The sequence below is a fragment of the Novosphingobium sp. MD-1 genome, from assembly GCF_001014975.1.
Taxonomy (GTDB): domain Bacteria; phylum Pseudomonadota; class Alphaproteobacteria; order Sphingomonadales; family Sphingomonadaceae; genus Novosphingobium.
This window is the reverse complement of record NZ_BBXA01000030.1, coordinates 17,501-35,714: the sequence shown is the minus strand read 5'-3', so window position 1 is coordinate 35,714 and position 18,214 is coordinate 17,501. Positions and strand designations below refer to the sequence as shown.

14 protein-coding genes, 3 tRNA genes, 2 rRNA genes and 1 other RNA gene (1 of these 20 only partly in view) are annotated in these 18,214 nt (G+C 63.8%); 8 read left to right on the top strand and 12 right to left on the bottom strand.

Annotated features, from left to right (window positions below; all coding sequences use genetic code 11):
* Positions 1–36 precede the first annotated feature (36 nt).
* Both NMD1_RS13355 and NMD1_RS13350 read right to left on the bottom strand, forming a co-directional pair.
* The gene (locus NMD1_RS13355) at positions 37–372 is read right to left on the bottom strand and encodes a YbaB/EbfC family nucleoid-associated protein (protein ID WP_124808760.1); all 336 of its coding nucleotides are present in this window, start codon (positions 370–372) and stop codon (positions 37–39) included.
* Entirely contained in the window at positions 369–2,183 is a 1,815-nt protein-coding gene (locus tag NMD1_RS13350; protein WP_375600802.1) for a DNA polymerase III subunit gamma/tau, read from the bottom strand. The genes NMD1_RS13355 and NMD1_RS13350 overlap by 4 nt, the downstream gene beginning before the upstream one ends.
* Before the next feature lie 98 nt (positions 2,184–2,281).
* On the opposite strand from NMD1_RS13350, the gene NMD1_RS13345 reads away from it, so the two are divergent.
* On the top strand, positions 2,282–2,773 hold the full coding sequence (locus NMD1_RS13345; RefSeq protein WP_125955131.1) for a DUF4188 domain-containing protein: 492 nt from the start codon (positions 2,282–2,284) through the stop codon (positions 2,771–2,773).
* Between the two features lie 8 nt (positions 2,774–2,781).
* Here the strand turns inward: NMD1_RS13345 and ffs are convergent.
* The 4 genes from ffs to NMD1_RS13325 all read right to left on the bottom strand — a co-directional run bounded on the left by ffs (position 2,782) and on the right by NMD1_RS13325 (position 7,138).
* Positions 2,782–2,876, bottom strand: an RNA gene (gene ffs / locus NMD1_RS13340) — signal recognition particle sRNA small type.
* Positions 2,877–2,933: 57 nt separating this feature from the next.
* Positions 2,934–3,212 (bottom strand): ETC complex I subunit, encoded by a 279-nt coding sequence (locus NMD1_RS13335; protein ID WP_125955130.1) that lies wholly within the window; start codon positions 3,210–3,212, stop codon positions 2,934–2,936.
* Between the two features lie 93 nt (positions 3,213–3,305).
* Positions 3,306–5,777 carry an ATP-dependent helicase HrpB gene (gene hrpB, locus NMD1_RS13330; RefSeq protein WP_125955129.1) on the bottom strand — a complete coding sequence of 824 codons (2,472 nt, stop codon included), beginning with the start codon at positions 5,775–5,777 and terminating at the stop codon, positions 3,306–3,308.
* Positions 5,778–5,821: 44 nt separating this feature from the next.
* Positions 5,822–7,138, bottom strand: coding sequence for an MFS transporter (locus NMD1_RS13325; RefSeq protein WP_125955128.1), 1,317 nt, complete (start codon positions 7,136–7,138; stop codon positions 5,822–5,824).
* Positions 7,139–7,290: 152 nt separating this feature from the next.
* On the opposite strand from NMD1_RS13325, the gene cyoA reads away from it, so the two are divergent.
* Genes cyoA through NMD1_RS13290 form a run of 7 tightly spaced genes read left to right on the top strand, consistent with a single transcriptional unit; the run spans position 7,291 to position 14,009 of the window.
* Entirely contained in the window at positions 7,291–8,442 is a 1,152-nt protein-coding gene (gene cyoA / locus NMD1_RS13320) for a ubiquinol oxidase subunit II (RefSeq protein ID WP_125955127.1), read from the top strand.
* Positions 8,443–8,458: 16 nt separating this feature from the next.
* Entirely contained in the window at positions 8,459–10,471 is a 2,013-nt protein-coding gene (gene cyoB, locus NMD1_RS13315) for a cytochrome o ubiquinol oxidase subunit I (protein ID WP_125955126.1), read from the top strand.
* Positions 10,468–11,094: a cytochrome o ubiquinol oxidase subunit III gene (cyoC, locus tag NMD1_RS13310; RefSeq protein ID WP_125955125.1), complete on the top strand. Its 627-nt coding sequence runs from the start codon at positions 10,468–10,470 to the stop codon at positions 11,092–11,094. The genes cyoB and cyoC overlap by 4 nt, the downstream gene beginning before the upstream one ends.
* Positions 11,091–11,465 carry a cytochrome o ubiquinol oxidase subunit IV gene (gene cyoD, locus NMD1_RS13305; protein ID WP_124808752.1) on the top strand — a complete coding sequence of 125 codons (375 nt, stop codon included), beginning with the start codon at positions 11,091–11,093 and terminating at the stop codon, positions 11,463–11,465. Before cyoC ends, cyoD begins: the two co-directional genes overlap by 4 nt.
* Entirely contained in the window at positions 11,462–12,169 is a 708-nt protein-coding gene (locus tag NMD1_RS13300; protein WP_223806543.1) for an SURF1 family protein, read from the top strand. Before cyoD ends, NMD1_RS13300 begins: the two co-directional genes overlap by 4 nt.
* Positions 12,166–13,461 carry an ATP-binding protein gene (locus NMD1_RS13295; protein ID WP_233497632.1) on the top strand — a complete coding sequence of 432 codons (1,296 nt, stop codon included), beginning with the start codon at positions 12,166–12,168 and terminating at the stop codon, positions 13,459–13,461. Before NMD1_RS13300 ends, NMD1_RS13295 begins: the two co-directional genes overlap by 4 nt.
* Positions 13,461–14,009, top strand: a complete 549-nt coding sequence (locus NMD1_RS13290; protein WP_124808751.1) for a response regulator transcription factor — start codon at positions 13,461–13,463, stop codon at positions 14,007–14,009. Before NMD1_RS13295 ends, NMD1_RS13290 begins: the two co-directional genes overlap by 1 nt.
* An 89-nt stretch (positions 14,010–14,098) precedes the next feature.
* On the opposite strand, the gene NMD1_RS13285 is transcribed toward NMD1_RS13290, so the two are convergent.
* The 6 genes from NMD1_RS13285 to NMD1_RS13260 form a co-directional block, all read right to left on the bottom strand.
* Positions 14,099–14,395: an HU family DNA-binding protein gene (locus NMD1_RS13285; RefSeq protein ID WP_223806555.1), complete on the bottom strand. Its 297-nt coding sequence runs from the start codon at positions 14,393–14,395 to the stop codon at positions 14,099–14,101.
* A gap of 265 nt (positions 14,396–14,660) precedes the next feature.
* Positions 14,661–14,737: transfer RNA gene (locus tag NMD1_RS13280), tRNA-Met, on the bottom strand.
* Between the two features lie 84 nt (positions 14,738–14,821).
* Positions 14,822–14,936: ribosomal RNA gene (gene rrf, locus NMD1_RS13275) — 5S ribosomal RNA — on the bottom strand.
* A gap of 139 nt (positions 14,937–15,075) precedes the next feature.
* Positions 15,076–17,868: ribosomal RNA gene (locus NMD1_RS13270) — 23S ribosomal RNA — on the bottom strand.
* 246 nt (positions 17,869–18,114) lie between these two features.
* Positions 18,115–18,190, bottom strand: a tRNA-Ala gene (locus NMD1_RS13265).
* 12 nt (positions 18,191–18,202) lie between these two features.
* Positions 18,203–18,214 (bottom strand) — tRNA-Ile (locus tag NMD1_RS13260) (it continues 65 nt past the right edge of the window).

The following is an 18,214-nucleotide window of genomic DNA, read 5'->3' as shown; positions in this document are numbered from 1 at the left end:
TGTGTTCGGCACGCGCCAACCGGGTGGCACGCGAAATCAGAACGGCAGCTTGAAGCCCGGCGGGATACCCGCTGCCATCTGCACTTTCTGCATTTCCTCCGCCGCGGCGGCATCCGCCTTGCCGCGCGCATCGTTGAATGCGGCGGCGATCAGGTCTTCGAGAATGCCCTTCTCCGAAGGAGCAAGCAGGCTTTCATCGAGCGATACGCCGATCACGCGGCCCTTGGCCGACGCCTTGATCCTGACCAGCCCGCCACCGGCCGCGCCTTCCACCTCGATCGCGTCCAGCTTGGACTGCGCATCTTCCATCTGCTTCTGGATGGTCTGCGCCGCCTGCTGCGCGGCCTGAATCATTTCTTCCATGGACTTCATGCGTGTCTGCTCCGACTCTGGCCCCAAGGCCGTGCCTGATGCTCTCTCGAGCTGTCTTCATCGATGATCTTCGCGTCAGGAAACGCGGCGAACGCGGCCTTGACCAACGGGTCTTCCAGCATGGCCTGATGGGCCTGCTGCTGATGAGCCGTTTTGGTTTCCTCAAGGCTGGGCTGCGCCTCACCACTGGAAACGGCGTCGTCGCGCTCCACCTGCCATGGCTCGCCGGTCGCGTGCTGCAGCGCCTTGCGGATGTCGGCCGAAGGATCGCCCGGCAGCCCCGGCGCCAACTGATAACGCAGATACCCTGCGCGCAACTCGATCACCCGCACGGACAGCCGCATCGACGATCCGACCAGCGGCGCGTGATGCTCCACCTGCTCGACCAGTTCCGCCCAGTCCAGCGCCACGGGCACCGGTGCGGGAACGTGCAGGACCGGGGAACCGCCGCCGCTTCCATCGCCGTTTTCGCCAGCCGGCGCGGCCGCCATCACCACCGGGCGTGAGGCGATGTCCTCCAGCTTCTTCACCAGCGATCCCGGATCGGGCATGTCGGCCGCATGAAGCACGCGCAGCAGCGCCATCTGCGCCGCCACCAGCGGGTCCGGCGCGGTCTTCACTTCCTCGTAACCCTTGAGCAGCAGTTGCCACAGCCGATGGAGCTGCCCCGCCGCCAGGTCCTTGGCCCAACCCTCGATCGCGGCGCGCTCCTCGGGCGATCGGGTGTCGGAACCCGAACCGCCGATCTGCGCCACCGTCACCTTGTGAACGATGTCCATTTGCGCGCGCATCATCGCAATCGGCTCGATGCCCAGCGCGTATTGCTGCGCCACTTCCTCCAGCAGCGCGCCGCCGTCGCCCCCCAGCACGGCGGCGAACAGGCGGCGCTGCATGGTCTTGTCGGCAAGGCCCAGCATCTCGCGAACCTGCTCGGCGGTGACGACGGTCGCCTCGCCGCCGCCCGCAAGATCAGCGTGGCTGATCGCCTGATCGAGTATCGACAACCCGTCGCGCACCGAACCCTCAGCTGCCGTGGCGATCATCGCCAGCGCCTCGTCCTCGGCCTCGACGCCTTCCTTGCCGCAGATCATGGCGAAATGGCTGGCCAGCAGCGGCGCGGGAATACGCTTGAGATCGAACCGCTGGCAGCGCGACAGCACGGTGACGGGCAGCTTGTCCACCTCGGTGGTGGCGAACAGGAACTTCACATGCGCCGGCGGCTCCTCCAGCGTCTTGAGCAGCGCGTTGAACGCGTTGCGCGAGAGCATGTGAACTTCGTCGATGATGTAGATCTTGTAGCGCGCCGAAACGGCGGCATAGCGCACCGCCTCGATGATCTCGCGCACGTCGTCCACGCCGGTATGGCTGGCGGCGTCCATCTCGATCACGTCGATGTGCCGCCCTTCGGCGATGGCCACGCAAGGCTCGCACTGGCCGCAGGGGTCGATCGTCGGCCCGCCCTGGCCGTCCGGCCCGATGCAGTTGAGCGCCTTGGCGATAAGGCGCGCGGTGGACGTCTTGCCCACCCCGCGCACGCCGGTCATCAGGAAGGCATGGGCCAGCCGGCCGCGCTTGATCGCGTTGGCCAGCGTCTGCACCATCGCGTCCTGCCCGATCAGTTCGGCAAAGGTCTGCGACCGGTACTTGCGCGCCAGCACGCGATAGGGCTGCACATCGCCGCCCGTTGTCGAAGGCGGCGCGGGCTTCGGCGGCGGCGGCATGTCCAGGCCAAGACCGAGCGCGTCCTCCGGCATATCGGGATCGCGTTCGGTCGGCGTATCGTTGCCGAAGATGTCGGTTGAATCGACCATGATGACCCTAGGTAGGCGCTGCCGCGCGGAATGTCGATTTGCACCACATCAGAATGCAGCGAATTGACACGTCAGTTTCACCATGAAACCAATCGCGCATGAACGCCATTCAACCCGGCCGCTTCACCGCCAACCACGCCGGCCCACTGGTCGTTTTCGCCATCGGCATGCGCATCAACCGCTTCTGGCGCTTCGGGAAATGGTTGCCGGTGATCCGCGCGATGCGGCCCATGCTGGCCGAGCTTTCCACGAATCCGGACAGTGGCTTCCTGGGCGCCGAATACCTTCTGCGCGGCCCGCGCACGGTCATGCTGCTGCAGTACTGGCGCGATTTCGACAGTCTGGAGGCCTATGCGCGTGATCGCGATCGGGCGCATTGGCCGGCCTGGACCGCCTTCAACAAGGCCGTCGGCGCTGATGGCACGGTGGGCATTTTCCACGAGACATACGTTGTTCCGGCGGGCGGGCACGAAACGGTCTATGCCAACATGCCGCCGTTCGGGCTGGGCAAGGTTGCCGGCACGATTCCCGCCACGGGATCGCGCAACGAAGCGCGCTCGCGCCTGAAGGCGGCGGTATCGGACGACTGAAATGTGCGATGGAAGGAGCCGGGCGACCCGCCGCTATCCGTTGTGGCTGCTTCCTTCCGGACCTGACCAGGTTGGCGAACGCTAACGTCCACCCGACTCCCGGTGGGGCATATGGAGACAAGGCAACCGTTTGTCCAGCCTTGCGACCGGTCGGCGCGGATCAGCGGAAATTGTCGGCGTAGCTCTGCAGCTTCAGCTTGCGCGGCGGGGTCGGCGTGACGTGCGCCTCGATGCCGTAGCGATCGGCATAGGCCTTCGCTTCCACTTCCGAACCGAAGCGCAGCACCACCTGCTGCTGCGTATCGCCGGAGCCGGTCCAGCCCATTAGCGGATCGGGCCGCTTAGCCTCGGCCGGTTCGAATTCGAGAAGCCAGTCGGCGGTCCGGGCCTTGCCGGACTGCATGGCGTTTTTCGGGCGCTGATAGATGCGTGCAGGCATGGGCTGCGCTTTCGGTCGAATCGTTGCCGGAATCAAGAGAGACTTTCCGCGCACCCCGCCAAAGGTGGCTGCGAACGCAGGATCGGGCCATCATCAGGATCGCCGCGAAGCCTCGAACGCGTTCTTGGTCTTGAGACTCGGGTCTTCGGCCCACGGCTCGTCGGGCCAGCGGTGCCGGGGATAACGGCCTTTCATGTCCTTCACCACATCGCGCCAGCTTCCGCGCCAGAACGCGGGCAGATCGGCCGTCGTCTGGATCGGCCGTCCGGCGGGCGAGGTCAGGCTGAGCAGCAATGGCCGCGCCGGCTGGCCGATCACGGGATGCCGGTCCAGCCCGAACAGTGCCTGCACTCGCAGTTCCACGGTCGGGCCGCCCTCGTGCGCGTAATCGATGGCGTGGCTGGTTCCGGCTGGCGAGCGATACTCGGCCGGAGCCAGCCGGTCGAGTGTCTGCCGCTCGTTCCAGTCCAGCCGGTTTGCCAACGCATCGTGCAGCTTGCCGGCGGGGATGGAAAAGTCACGCCTTCCCGCAAGCAACGGCCCGAGCCATTCGTCCAGCCCATCCAGCAAGGCCGCTTCCGAGAGCGCCCTAAGCCCGGCATGGCGCGCGCGTTCGAGCAGCGCCCTGACCCCTTCCCCCAGCGGCAGCAAGGCGAGCCCCGAACGCCGCACCTGATCGAGCAGGAGCGCGGCCACCGCATCCGGATCGGGCGAAGGATCGGGCACCCGCGCCAGCACGATCGCGCCGAGCCGCCGCTCCAGCCGCGCCTCGACACGGGCCTCGGCCTCGTTCCACGTCAGGGCGTGGCGCGCTTCCAGCCGGTGCGGCAGCCAGCGGGTGATGTCCGCTTCGTCCAGCGCCAGCGCGGCCATGATCCGCGCGCCTTTGGCTTCGCCCTGCGCATCGCCGATCACCAGCCATTCGGCGGTGGCGAGCGGCGATGCGGGATCGAGCCGATAGCCGCGCCCGCCGGAGGACAGCCATTCCTCTCCGCTGGCGGACCGGCGGCGGGCGATGCGATCGGGGAAGGCTTCCGCGAGAAGCACGCCCGGGGGCGGGGTTTGCCCGCGTCCGTCGGCAGGTTCCGGGCGGGCGGACGAAGAGACGCGCTCCGCCATCTCCGCCCAACGCGCCGCCAGTTTGCGCGATGCCTCCGCCCGGCCGCCGCGTTCGCCGTTCCAGCGATCGAGCCGTCGGGCCAGATCCTCGCCCTTTCCGCCAAGGCCGCGCTCCTGCAACAGCAGCGCCAACCGCGCCGCCTCCCGCGCGACGCTGCGCCCTGCGGCAAAGACCAGCATATGGGCGAGCGCCGGCTCCATCGGCAGCTTCGCCAAGGCGCGGCCGTGCGTGGTGATCCGGTTGTCGGCATCGAGTGCGCCCAGCGCCAGCAACTGCGCCTGCGCGGCCGCCATCGCCGGCACCGGCGGCGGATCGATCCAGGCCATGCCGGCCGGATCGCCCGCGCCCCATTGCGCGAGCGTAAGCGCCAGCGGCGCCAGATCGGAAGTGAGGATTTCCGGCGGGTCGAACGCCGGCCGCCCGGCATGGGCCGCTTCCTCCCACAGGCGATAGGCCACGCCCGGCCCTTGCCGCGCCGCGCGGCCCGCGCGCTGCGCCGCGGCGGCCTGGCTGGCACGCTGCGTGACCAGCCGCGTGACACCGGCGGTCTTGTCGAACTCGGCCCGGCGCGAAAGGCCGGCATCGACCACCACTGAAACCCCGTCCAGCGTCAGGCTGGTTTCGGCGATGGCGGTGGCGAGCACGATCCTGCGGCGGCCGCCGGCATCGCGGCGGATCGCGGTCCGCTGCCCCGCCGGCTCCACCTGCCCGTGCAGCGGCAGCACGAGCGCTTGCGGCAGGCGATCCGCGAGGAGATCGGCGGTGCGCTCAATGTCGCGCACGCCGGGCAGGAAGGCCAGGACATCCCCCTGTTCGCTGCGCCATGCCTCGCCGATGGCGGAGGCCATGGCCTGTTCCAGCCGCAGATCGGGTCGCGCGCCCAGCCAGCGGATAGCCAGCGGGAATGCCTTCCCTTCGCTTTCGATCACGGGCGCATTGCCCAGCAGGCCGGCAAAACGCGCGCCGTCGATCGTGGCGGACATGACGATCAGGCGCAGGTCTTCCCGCAACACCGCCTGCGATTCGATCGCCAACGCCAGCCCCAGATCGCTGTCGAGATGGCGCTCGTGCGCTTCGTCGAACAGCACGGCGGAAACCCCCTTCAGGTCGGGATCTCCAAGGATCGTCGCCACGAAGATCGCCTCGGTCATGACGAGGATGCGGGTCCGGGCAGAACGCCGGCTATCGAGGCGGGTGAGATACCCTACGGTTTCGCCGGGCTGTTCGCCCAGCAGCTCGGCCATGCGCTCGGCGGCCGCGCGCGCTGCGACGCGACGGGGCGAAAGCAGGATCACCGTGCCCTTGCACCACGGCTCACCAAGCAGCGCGGGGGCGACGGAGGTGGTCTTGCCCGCGCCCGGCGGCGCGATCAGCACGGCGGACGGCTGCGCGCGCAAGGCGGCAAGCAGGTCTGGCAGGACGGCGTGGATCGGCAGGTCGGTCACGCCGGTTCCCTAGGCGGCAATCGCGGCCCAGGGAACCGGGTACGTCAATGGCGGCTCGCCAGTTCCGAATTGAGCCACAGCGCCACCAGCGTCGCCAGCGCGCCCGACAGCAGGTAGGCCCCCGAAGCGAGCAGCCCGCCCTGCGCGGCCAGCCACAGCGCCACCAGCGGCGCGAACCCCGCGCCGAACAGCCACGCCAGATCGCTGGTCAGCGCCGAACCGGTATAGCGATGGCGCGTGGCGAAGTTGGACGAGACCGCGCCCGACGATTGGCCGAACGCCAGCCCCAGCAGGATGAAGCCCAGCACCATGAAGGCGATCTCGCCGCCTTCGCCCAACCCCAGCAATTGCGGCGCGAACCCGCTGAACACGGCGATCGCCGCGGCCGAAACCACCAGCAGGCGGCGGCGCCCGATGCGGTCGGCCAGCAGGCCCGACGCGATGATTGCCAGCACGCCGATCGCCGCCGCGCCGGCTTCGATCAGCAGGAAGCTGGTCGGCTGTTCGGGCGTGAACAGCAGTACCCACGACAGCGGAAACACGGTGACCATGTGAAACAGCGCGAAGCTCGCCAGCGGGGCGAACACCCCGATCGCGACCGTCCGCCATTCGCGCGAGACTGTCTCCAGCACCGGCGCGGCCTGAAGATCGCGCGATTCGTACAACCGCCGGAACTCGGGCGTCGCCACCATGCGCAGCCGCGCGAACAGGGCAACGACGTTGATCGCGAAGGCGACGAAGAACGGATAGCGCCAGCCCCATTCAAGGAAATCGGCGGTGGACAGCGATGCGGTGAAGAACGCGAACAGCAGGCTCGCCACGATCAAGCCCAGCGGCGCGCCAAGTTGCGGGATCATCGCATACCAGCCGCGCCGGTTCTCGGGCGCGTTGAGCGCCAGTAGCGAGGCCAGGCCATCCCAGGTGCCCCCCAGCGCGAAGCCCTGCCCCAGCCGGAACAGCGCCAGCAGCCAGATCGCCCGCGCGCCCAGTGTCTCATAGCCGGGCAGGAAGGCAATCGCGGCGGTCGATCCGCCCAGCAGGAACAGGGCGATCGTCAGCTTCGCCTCGCGCCCCAGCATGCGGTCGACGGCCATGAACGCCACCGACCCCACCGGACGGGCCAGAAAGGCCAGCGCAAACAGCGAGAACGACCACAGCATCGCCTGAAGCGGGGGAGCGAAGGGGAAAAAGACCTTCGGGAACACCAGCACCGAAGCGATCGCATAGACGAAGAAATCGAAGAATTCGGACGTGCGACCGATGATCACGCCGATGGCGATGTCGCCCGGCGAAACGGCGTGACCGGCATGCCCGCGCGGGCCTTGCCCCGCCATGCCGTTATCGAAGGGAACTGCAGTCATGTCAGGCACCTCGTTCGTGCCCGTTGCGGGCTTCACCCCGGTCTGTTCCGACCGTTGAGGACAAGGTTTCACTGTCATTGATCCGCGTCAAGGCGCGGGTGGGACAAATTGTCCAATCGAACGCACCATCCGACGCGCCTAGTCCGCGCGCCATGCCAGCGATCCCCCCGTCCCTCTGGCGCCTCGCGCGCGGTGCCGTCGTCCTCCCGCTTGCTGCCCTCCTCTCCGGCTGCGACTGGGTCGTTCTCAATCCCTCGGGCGATATCGCGCAACAGCAGGCGCATCTGGTGATCGTCGCCACGGCGCTGATGCTGCTGATCATCGTGCCGGTCATGGTGCTGACGGTCGCCTTCGCCTGGCGTTACCGTTCATCCAACACGGCGGCGACCTATGCGCCCGAATGGCACCATTCCACCAAGCTGGAACTGGTGATCTGGTCGGCGCCGCTGATGATCATCATCGCGCTGGGGTCGATCACCTGGGTCACGACTCATACGCTTGATCCCTACCGCCCGCTGTCGCGCATAGACGCCGCCCGGCCCCTTCCCGCAGGTACGAAGCCGCTGGAAGTGCAGGTCGTCGCGCTCGACTGGAAGTGGCTGTTCATCTATCCCGAACAGAAGATCGCCACCGTGAACGATCTGGTCCTGCCGGTGGATCGCCCGGTGCAATTCCGCCTGACCGCGTCGTCCGTGATGAACTCGTTCTACGTGCCCGCACTCGCCGGCCAGATCTATGCCATGCCGGGCATGGAAACGAAGCTCCATGCCGTGCTCAACCGGACGGGCGCGTTCCAGGGCTTTTCCGCGCAATACAGCGGCGCCGGCTTCTCCAAGATGCGTTTCGTGACGCGCGGCGTATCCGCGGACGATTTCGACGCCTGGGCCGCCGGCATCCGCAAGGGTGCCGACGCGCTGGACCGCACGGCCTACCTGAAGCTCGAACAGCCGAGCGAGAAAGAACCGGTCCGCCACTTCGCCAACGTCGATCCGGCGCTGTTCGACGCAGCCGTCAACCTCTGCGTCCGCCCCGGCAAGATGTGCGTGAACCAGATGATGGCGATCGACGCCGAAGGCGGCACCGGCCGCGCCGGGCAGTTCAACCTTGCCGCGCTGACCTACGACAAGTTCGGTCGCGAACAGGTGGTGCCCGTGCTTCCCGGTCGCCAGCCCAGCGGCGCGCAACTGTTCGTCAACGCGAATGCCTATTGCGCCGGCAAGGGACCGCTGAAGGAGGCACCGCCCCAACAGCCGGCCAGCCGCACCCTATCCCTCGCCGCTCCGGCGTCCTCCCCCGTTTCCTGATCGCGGACACTGATCCATGACACCTGCCGAACCACACTGGTCGTTCCTGCTCGGGCGCCTCGGCCCCGATGCGATCCCGACCGAGCCGATCGTGCTCGCCACGTTCGCGGTCGTCGCGCTAGGCGGCGTCGCGCTGCTGGCGGCGCTCACCTATTTCCGCCTGTGGGGCTATCTCTGGAAAGAGTGGTTCACCAGCGTGGATCACAAGAAGATCGGCATCATGTACATGGTGCTGGGCCTCGTCATGTTCCTGCGCGGCTTTGCCGACGCGCTGATGATGCGCATCCAGCAGGCGATCGCGTTCAACGGATCGGAAGGCTATCTCAACGCGCACCACTACGATCAGATCTTCACCGCACACGGCGTGATCATGATCTTCTTTGTGGCCATGCCGTTCGTGACCGGGCTGATGAACTACGTGGTGCCGCTGCAGATCGGCGCGCGCGACGTCTCGTTCCCGTTCCTCAACAACTTCAGCTTCTGGATGACCACCAGCGGCGCTGCGCTGGTGATGGCCTCGCTGTTCGTCGGGGAATTCGCGCAGACCGGATGGCTCGCCTATCCGCCGCTCTCCGGCCTTGCCTACAGCCCCAACGTCGGCGTCGATTACTACATCTGGTCGCTGCAGATCGCGGGCGTGGGCACCACGCTGTCGGGGATCAACCTGATCGCCACGATCGTGAAGATGCGCGCGCCTGGCATGACGATGATGCGGATGCCGGTGTTCACCTGGACCTCGCTGTGCACCAACGTGCTGATCGTGGCGTCCTTCCCCGTGCTGACCGCCGTGCTCGTGCTGCTCAGCCTCGATCGCTATGTCGGCACCAACTTCTTCACGAACGATTTCGGCGGCAGCCCGATGATGTACGTGAACCTGATCTGGATCTGGGGCCACCCGGAAGTCTATATCCTGATCCTGCCGATCTTCGGCGTCTTCTCCGAAATCACCTCCACGTTCTCGGGCAAGCGGCTCTTCGGCTATTCGTCGATGGTCTATGCCACCGTCGTCATCACCATCCTGTCCTACCTCGTGTGGCTGCATCACTTCTTCACGATGGGTTCGGGCGCGAGCGTGAACAGCTTCTTCGGCATCACCACGATGGTGATCTCGATTCCCACCGGGGCGAAGATGTTCAACTGGCTGTTCACGATGTACCGCGCGCGCATCCGCTTCGACCTGCCGATGATGTGGACGATGGCGTTCATGCTAACGTTCGTGATCGGCGGCATGACCGGGGTGATGCTGGCGGTGCCGCCGGCGGACTTCGTGCTGCACAACTCGCTGTTCCTGATCGCGCACTTCCACAACGTGATCATCGGCGGCGTGGTGTTCGGCGTGTTCGCGGCGATCAACTACTGGTGGCCCAAGGCGTTCGGTTTCCGTCTGGAGCCGTTCTGGGGCAAGGTCAGCTTCTGGTGCTGGGTCGTCGGCTTCTGGATGGCCTTTACCCCGCTCTACGTCATGGGCCTGATGGGCGTGACGCGCCGGATGCGGGTGTTCGACGATCCCTCGCTGCAGATCTGGTTCCAGATCGCGGCGGCGGGCGCCTTCCTTATCGCGCTGGGCATCGTGGCCATGCTGATCCAGTACACCGTCTCGATCCTGCGGCGCGACGAACTGCGCGACGAAACCGGCGATCCCTGGAACGCGCGCACGCTGGAATGGTCGACGAGTTCGCCGCCGCCCGCCTACAACTTCGCCTTCACCCCGATCGTGCATGATCTGGACGCGTGGGAGGACATGAAGCGCGCGGGCGTGGCCCGTCCGGTCGAAGGCTTCCGCCCGATCCACATGCCCAAGAACACGGGCGCGGGCGTGATCCTGGCCGGAATCAGCGCGGTCTGCGGCTTCGCCCTGATCTGGCATATCTGGTGGCTGGCCGTGGCAAGCTTCGGCGCGCTGCTGATCACCGCCATCGCGCATACCTTCAACTACCGGCGCGACTTCCACATTCCCGCCGAAACCGTGGCGGAAACCGAAGCCACCCGCACCCGGCAGCTTGCCGCGCTTGAGGGAGCCGCAGCATGAGCCATTCCGTTTCCCCGGCGACCCTGACGGGCCGCTACTACGACCTGCACGAGCACGATCATCCCGAAGGCGGCAGCACCATGCTGGGCTTCTGGATCTACCTGATGAGCGACTGCCTCATCTTCGCGATGCTGTTCGCCGCCTTCGGCGTGCTGGGCGGCAACCTCGCGGCGGGGCCAGGGCCGAAAGACCTGTTCGACCTGCCACTGGTCGCGCTCAACACCTCGATGCTGCTGTTCTCGTCGATTACCTACGGGTTCGCGATGCTGGCGATGCAGCGCGGGCAGAAAGGGCAGACGCAGCTCTGGCTGCTGATCACCGGCCTGTTCGGCGCGGCGTTTCTCGGGATCGAGCTTTACGAGTTCTCGCACCTGATCCACGAAGGGGCGACGCCTCAGCGCAGCGCCTTCCTGTCGTCGTTCTTCACGCTGGTTGGCACGCATGGCCTGCACGTCACGTTCGGCCTGGTCTGGCTGACGGTGCTGATGGTGCAGGTCGGCCAGCGCGGTCTGATCGCCGCCAACAAGCGCCGCCTGATGTGCCTCAGCCTGTTCTGGCACTTTCTCGACGTCGTCTGGATCGGCGTCTTCACGTTCGTCTATCTGATGGGAATGCTGCGATGAGCGCTGCACACGATGTTCATGGGCACGGGCATGACGAGGGCCACGGTTCGCTGCGCGATTACGTCTGGGGCTTCGGTCTTTCCGTCATCCTCACCGCCGTCCCGTTCTGGCTGGTGATGAGCGGCGCCATTGCCGACAAGGGCACCACAGCGCTGGTCATCACCGGCTTCGCCGCGGTGCAGATCGTGGTCCACATGATCTTCTTCCTGCACATGAATGCCAAGGCGGAAGGCGGCTGGAACCTTCTGGCGCTGCTTTTCACGGTGGTGCTGGTGGTAATCGTGCTCAGCGGATCGCTGTGGGTGATGTATCACCTCAACCACAACATGATGCCCCAGGGCACCATGCAGGGCATGGAACAAGCGCCTTGAACACCAGGGCGGCGCGGCGCGGGTTCAACTGGCTCGCGCTCGCCCTTCTTCTCCTTGTGCCCGCCTTCATCGCGCTGGGCGTGTGGCAGGTCCACCGGCTGGCGTGGAAGGAAGCCCTGATCGCGCACGTTGAACAGGCCACGCATGCCACGCCGATCCCGGTGGCGGTGCTTCCGCAAGGCCCGCTCAAGCCGCTCGAATACCGCCGCCTCACCATGAGCGGCACATATGACGCACGAGGCGTAACACTCGTGACGGGCACATCAATTCTCGGCAGCGGCTACTGGGTGCTCGTCCCACTCCAGCCCGATCGTGGTCCGCCCGTCCTCGTCAATCGCGGCTTCGTCCCGAGCGGTTCCCGAGTTGATCCGGTGCGCCGCGCGACGCCCTCCGGCCGCGTCACCGTCACCGGCCTGCTCCGCCTGACCGAACCCGGCGGCGCCTTCCTGCGCGCCAACCGGCCCGGTGATGATCGCTGGTATTCGCGCGATGTCGTCGCGATTGCCGCCAGGCGCGGCGTGACCATCGACCCACGGCTGTTTATCGACGCGCAGTTGGAAAGCCCCCGCGCTTCAGAAACACCCGTCGCCGGGCTCACCGTGCTGACGTTCCCCAATAACCACCTTGCCTATGCCCTGACCTGGTTCGCCCTCGCCGCGCTGTGCGCCGCCGGGGCAATCGTGGTATGGCGCAGGCAATCATGACCAGAAGCCTCGCCCAGCTCTCCTATCCGCCCGCCAGCGCGCGCAACATGGCGCTGCTCGTCCAGTTGCGCTGGATGGCTGTGGCGGGACAATTGCTGACGATCTGGATTGCCGCGGCGGCGATGGGCGTGAACCTGCCGTTACCACAGCTGATAACCGTGCCGGTCCTCCTCGGCTTCGTGAATCTTGCCACCTCGGTGATGGGGCGGGAGCGCGAAGGGTACAGCTACATGGAACTGCTCGGCGCGCTGATGCTGGATGTCGCGGCACTGGGCTGGCAGCTCTATTTCAGCGGCGGGACGACCAATCCGTTCACCTTCCTGTTCCTGCTGCAGATCGTGATCGGCGCCATCCTGCTGCCGCCGGACTGGAGCTGGATCGTCGCCGCGATCGCCGCGCTGGGCGTGGCGCTGCTGACGTTCCTGTACCGTCCGCTTGCGCTGCCACCGCAATACGCCGCGGAACCCTTGCGCCTCTATCTGCTCGGCAGCCTCCTCTGCTTCCTTCTCATCGCCGCGCTGCTGGTGTTCTTCGTAATCCGCATGGACCGCAACCGCCGGCAGAGCGATGCCGCACTCGCCACGCTGCGCCAGCAGGCGGCCGAGGAACATCACATCGTCCGCATGGGTCTGCTTGCTTCGGGCGCGGCGCACGAACTGGGCACGCCAATGTCCACGATGTCGGTGATCCTGGGGGACTGGGCGCACCACCCCGTGGTCAAGGCCACGCCTGAACTGTCCGGCGAAGTGGATGAAATGCAGACCGAGTTGAAGCGCTGCAAGACGATCGTCTCGGGCATCCTGATGTCCGCCGGCGAAGCGCGGGGCGAAAGCCCATCGGTTATCCGGCTCGGCGCGTTTCTCGATGAAATCGCCGCCGACTGGCGTGATCGCAGCGCCGGTGCCGTGCAATTTCGCAACGAAGTCTCGCAGGACGTCGCCATCGTCTCCGATCCTGCCTTGCGCCAGGTTATCGGCAACGTGATCGACAACGCGCTCGAAGTTTCCCCCGCGCGCGTCACCATCCACGCGCGAACGCCCCTCCGGGATCTGGTCATCGAAGTGCGCGACAACGGACCGGGCTTCGCGGAGGAAATGCTCGAAGCTTTCGGCAAACCCTATTCCTCCACCAAGGGCCGCGCCGGCGGTGGACTGGGCCTGTTTCTCGTGGTGAACGTGATCCGCAAGCTCGGCGGCCGGGTGGAAGTCGGCAATCCCAATGACGGCGGCGCACTGGTGCGCATCAGCATTCCGCTCGAAGCCTTGATCTTTTCCGGAAAAGGGGCGCGCTGATGCAGGACGATACCGCGCCATCGCGGCACTCGCTGGTGATCGTCGAGGACGATCCCGCTTTCGCGCGGACCTTGCAGCGATCGCTGGAGCGCCGTGGCTACACCGTCAGCCATGCCGCCTCGCCGGAAGATCTTGAAGTCCTGCTTGCCGCCACGCGCTTCGACTACGCCGTCGTCGACCTCAAGCTGGGCACCGCATCCGGTCTGGGCTGCGTGCAAATGCTTCACCAGCGCGATGCCGATACGCGCATCGTCGTCCTTACCGGTTTCGCCAGCATTGCCACGGCTGTCGAAGCGATCAAGCTCGGCGCTTCGCACTATCTGGCGAAGCCCGCCAATACCGACGATATCGAGGAGGCCTTCCACAAGGCCGATGGTGATCCCGACACCCCGCTCGAAGGCCGCAAGAGCTCGATCAAGACGGTGGAATGGGAATACATTCACGCCACGCTAGCGGAATGCGATTTTAATATTTCGGAAGCCGCGCGCCGCCTTGGCATGCATCGCCGGACGCTGGCACGGAAGCTCGAAAAACGCCAGTTGCGCTAGGGAGCCCAGAAGGCCCCGTTAATGCGTGCGCCTGACGCGGGAAGTGAAGACCGGCGCCCTGCCACTGGCAAGGCGCCGGCTGCAACGGCTCAGCCGTTGAGCTTGTCCTTCACGGCCTTCGCCGGAGAGAAGGTCAGCTTGTTCGACGCCGCGATCTGGATGGTCGCGCCCGTCGAGGGGTTGCGGCCTTCACGCGCGGGGGTGTTCTTCACCTTGAACTTGCCGAAGCCGTTCAGGGAAACTTCGTCGCCCTTGCCGGCGGCATCGGCGATGGCAGCGAAAACGCCGTCCACGGCCTTGCGCGCGTCGGCCTTGGTAAGGCCGTGGCTCGCGACGAGGACATCGGCCAGATCATTGCTGTTCATGGTCTTGCTTTCATTGGTAATGGGATGGACCGGCTAACGCGACAAAGCCTCACTAATCCATCGCTCCGACCAAGCTATCCACTGTTTTCCGCCTGAAAGAGCCGAAAATAGGGCGTTTTTGGCAAAACGATGGTGCCTCCGGCGCTTCCGGAGCGCGCGTTGTGTCGTGAAATCCGCATTTGCGCAAGCGTCATCACGCGCGGAAACGCCACCTTTGCCAACACCGTGCGGGCAGCCGAACGCAAAAAAGCCCCGCACAAGGCGAGGCTGGAATACGTCCGATCAATGGTTGCGGGGGTAGGATTTGAACCTACGACCTTCAGGTTATGAGCCTGACGAGCTACCGGGCTGCTCCACCCCGCGTCACCTTGGCACGTACCGATAGCGGCAGGCACCTTTAGTCATCATGAATGGGTTTTTATGTTGTTATAATCCGTCGGCTTCAATGCCTGGCGGCGACCTACTCTTCCAACGCTTGAGCGTTAGTACCATTGGCGCGGACTGGTTTCACGGCCGAGTTCGAGAAGGGATCGGGTGGTTCACAGACGCTATGGCCACCAGGCAATGGAGCCGACGGATTGTGTCGATGCATTGGGTCCATCTTTTCGGGATGGATTTTGCGATGTTGTTAAGTTGGCTGGTATCGTCCGTCATCGTTGGACGGGACCTGCAAGGGCAGGCCTGTCATTGATGGCGGGATTCTCAAGCATGAACAGAGTTATTAGGACCGGTTAGCTTCATGCGTTACCGCACTTCCACACCCGGCCTATCAACGTGATGGTCTATCACGACTCGAAGATACCTTATCTTGAGGGAGGCTTCCCGCTTAGATGCTTTCAGCGGTTATCCCGTCCATGCATAGCTACCCTGCTGCACTCCTGGCGGAATGACAGGTACACCAGAGGCATGTTCACCCCGGTCCTCTCGTACTAGGGGCAACTCCTCTCAAGTATCGACGCCCACGGCAGATAGGGACCAAACTGTCTCGCGACGTTCTGAACCCAGCTCACGTACCACTTTAATTGGCGAACAGCCAAACCCTTGGGACCTGCTCCAGCCCCAGGATGTGATGAGCCGACATCGAGGTGCCAAACGATTCCGTCGATATGAGCTCTTGGGAATCATCAGCCTGTTATCCCCGGCGTACCTTTTATCCGTTGAGCGATGGCCCTTCCACGAGGGACCACCGGATCACTATGACCGACTTTCGTCTCTGCTCGATTCGTCAATCTCGCAGTCAGGCAGGCTTATGCCATTGCACTCTAACAGCCGGTTTCCAACCGGCCTGAGCCTACCATCGCGCGCCTCCGTTACTCTTTAGGAGGCGACCGCCCCAGTCAAACTACCCGCCACAGAGGGTCCCCGAACCGGCTAACGGTCCTGGGTTAGACATCAGAAAACAACAGGGTGGTATTTCACCTATGGCTCCACACCGGCTGGCGCCAGTGCTTCAAAGCCTCCCACCTATGCTACACAATTCTTTCCTAATGCCACTCTGAAGCTGCAGTAAAGGTGCACGGGGTCTTTCCGTCTAACCGCGGGTACTCCGCATCTTCACGGAGAATTCAATTTCGCTGAGCATATCCTGGAGACAGTGGGGAAGTCGTTACGCCATTCGTGCAGGTCGGAACTTACCCGACAAGGAATTTCGCTACCTTAGGACCGTTATAGTTACGGCCGCCGTTTACCGGGGCTTCAATTCGGAGCTTGCACTCCTCCTCTTAACCTTCCGGCACCGGGCAGGCGTCAGACCCTATACGTCGTCTTGAAGCCGACTTAGCAGAGTCCTGTGTTTTTGCTAAACAGTCGCTACCCCCTGGCCTGTGCCCCCCACAAATGCTTGCGCATATGTGGGGCCTCCTTCTTCCGAAGGTACGGAGGCAATTTGCCGAGTTCCTTCAGGATACTTCTCTCAAGCGCCTTGGTATACTCTACCAGACCACCTGTGTCGGTTTCGGGTACGGTCTATACGGTGGGGCTATTTCCTGGAACCGCTTCGAAGCCTGACCAATCCGATAAGGTCAGACAACACACGCGATCCGTCACACACCACCAGGCCCACGAATATTAACGTGGTTCCCATCGACTACCCCCTTCGGGCTCGTCTTAGGGGCCGGCTCACCCTGCTCAGATTAGCTTTAAGCAGGAACCCTTGGTCTTTCGGCGAGAGGGCATCTCACCCTCTTTGTCGCTACTCATGTCAGCATTCGCACTTCCGATACCTCCACGGCCCATTACCAGACCGCTTCACAGGCTTACGGAACGCTCCGCTACCGCTTGGACCGAAGTCCAAACCCTAAGCTTCGGTGCACGTCTTGAGCCCCGTTACATCTTCGCCGCAGGAACCCTTATTTAGACCAGTGAGCTGTTACGCTTTCTTTAAAGGATGGCTGCTTCTAAGCCAACCTCCTGGTTGTTTTGGGATTCCCACATGCTTTCCCACTTAGACGTGACTTGGGGACCTTAGCTGTAGGTTAGGGCTGTTTCCCTTTTGACGACGGACCTTAGCACCCGCCGTCTGTCTGCCGGATAAATCTCGTTGGTATTCGGAGTTTGGTTAGAATTGGTAGATCTCGCGACCCCCGCATCCATCCAGTGCTCTACCCCCAACGGTATACGTCCGACGCTCTACCTCAATAGATTTCGCGGAGAACCAGCTATTTCCCGGTTTGATTGGCCTTTCACCCCTAAACACAACTCATCCGACAATTTTTCAACATTGAACGGTTCGGTCCTCCAGTGCGTGTTACCGCACCTTCAACCTGGTCATGCCTAGATCACCGGGTTTCGGGTCTAATTCATCGAACTCAGTCGCCCTATTCAGACTCGCTTTCGCTGCGCCTACACCTATCGGCTTAAGCTTGCTCGATAAACTAAGTCACTGACCCATTATGCAAGAGGTACGCAGTCACCCCCTATGGGGCTCCTACTGCTTGTAAGCATTCGGTTTCAGGTACTGTTTCACTCCCCTCATCGGGGTGCTTTTCACCTTTCCCTCACGGTACTGTGTTCGCTATCGGTCATGTACGAGTATTTAGGCTTGGAGGGTGGTCCCCCCATGTTCAGACAGGATTTCACGTGTCCCGCCCTACTCGAGTCCTCATCCATCACTTTCGCATACGGGGCTGTCACCCGCTATGGCCAGTCTTTCCAAACTGTTCTGCTAGTTGAAGATGAGGCACTGGCCTGGTCCGCGTTCGCTCGCCACTACTAACGGAATCTCGGTTGATGTCTTTTCCTCCAGGTACTGAGATGTTTCAGTTCCCCGGGTTCGCTTCACCAAGTCTATTTTATTCAACTCGGTGATACCTTATCCACCTCTCCAACCAACCGGTTGCCCGGTTGACGGAAGAAATGGTGAAGGTGGGTTTCCCCATTCGGAAATCGCCGGATCAAAGTTTGCTCACAACTCCCCGACGCTTATCGCAGCGTGCCACGTCCTTCATCGCCTGTACATGCCAAGGCATCCACCAAATGCTCTTACCTCACGCTTGAGAATCCACACCATCAACGACAGGCCTGCATAATGCCTGCGTTGTCTTCAGGTGCGGACGATAATCTCAGCCAGATTACAACATCTGTAAGTGCCGCATCCATGGTCCGACCGTAATCGAACCACCAATGCGCCACGGCATCGATTAAAAACCCATTCACAATGTCAAATAGCGGCGGGATCGCTCCCGCATGACCGGCGCAACGCGCCGGATATCGTGTCTTCATCTCTGGAGTATTTCGGAAAGTGGTGGAGCCTATCGGGATCGAACCGATGACCTGATGCTTGCAAAGCAACCGCTCTCCCAGCTGAGCTAAGGCCCCGTCCATGAACAATGGTGGGCCGAG

Coding starts and splice junctions, on each gene's coding strand:
- NMD1_RS13355 (WP_124808760.1), bottom strand. CDS start 372: ATGAAGTCCATGGAAGAAATGATTCAGGCCGCGCAGCAGGCGGCGCAG.
- NMD1_RS13350 (WP_375600802.1), bottom strand. CDS start 2,183: ATGGTCGATTCAACCGACATCTTCGGCAACGATACGCCGACCGAACGC.
- NMD1_RS13345 (WP_125955131.1), top strand. CDS start 2,282: ATGAACGCCATTCAACCCGGCCGCTTCACCGCCAACCACGCCGGCCCA.
- NMD1_RS13335 (WP_125955130.1), bottom strand. CDS start 3,212: ATGCCTGCACGCATCTATCAGCGCCCGAAAAACGCCATGCAGTCCGGC.
- NMD1_RS13325 (WP_125955128.1), bottom strand. CDS start 7,138: ATGACTGCAGTTCCCTTCGATAACGGCATGGCGGGGCAAGGCCCGCGC.
- cyoA (WP_125955127.1), top strand. CDS start 7,291: ATGCCAGCGATCCCCCCGTCCCTCTGGCGCCTCGCGCGCGGTGCCGTC.
- cyoB (WP_125955126.1), top strand. CDS start 8,459: ATGACACCTGCCGAACCACACTGGTCGTTCCTGCTCGGGCGCCTCGGC.
- cyoC (WP_125955125.1), top strand. CDS start 10,468: ATGAGCCATTCCGTTTCCCCGGCGACCCTGACGGGCCGCTACTACGAC.
- cyoD (WP_124808752.1), top strand. CDS start 11,091: ATGAGCGCTGCACACGATGTTCATGGGCACGGGCATGACGAGGGCCAC.
- NMD1_RS13295 (WP_233497632.1), top strand. CDS start 12,166: ATGACCAGAAGCCTCGCCCAGCTCTCCTATCCGCCCGCCAGCGCGCGC.
- NMD1_RS13290 (WP_124808751.1), top strand. CDS start 13,461: ATGCAGGACGATACCGCGCCATCGCGGCACTCGCTGGTGATCGTCGAG.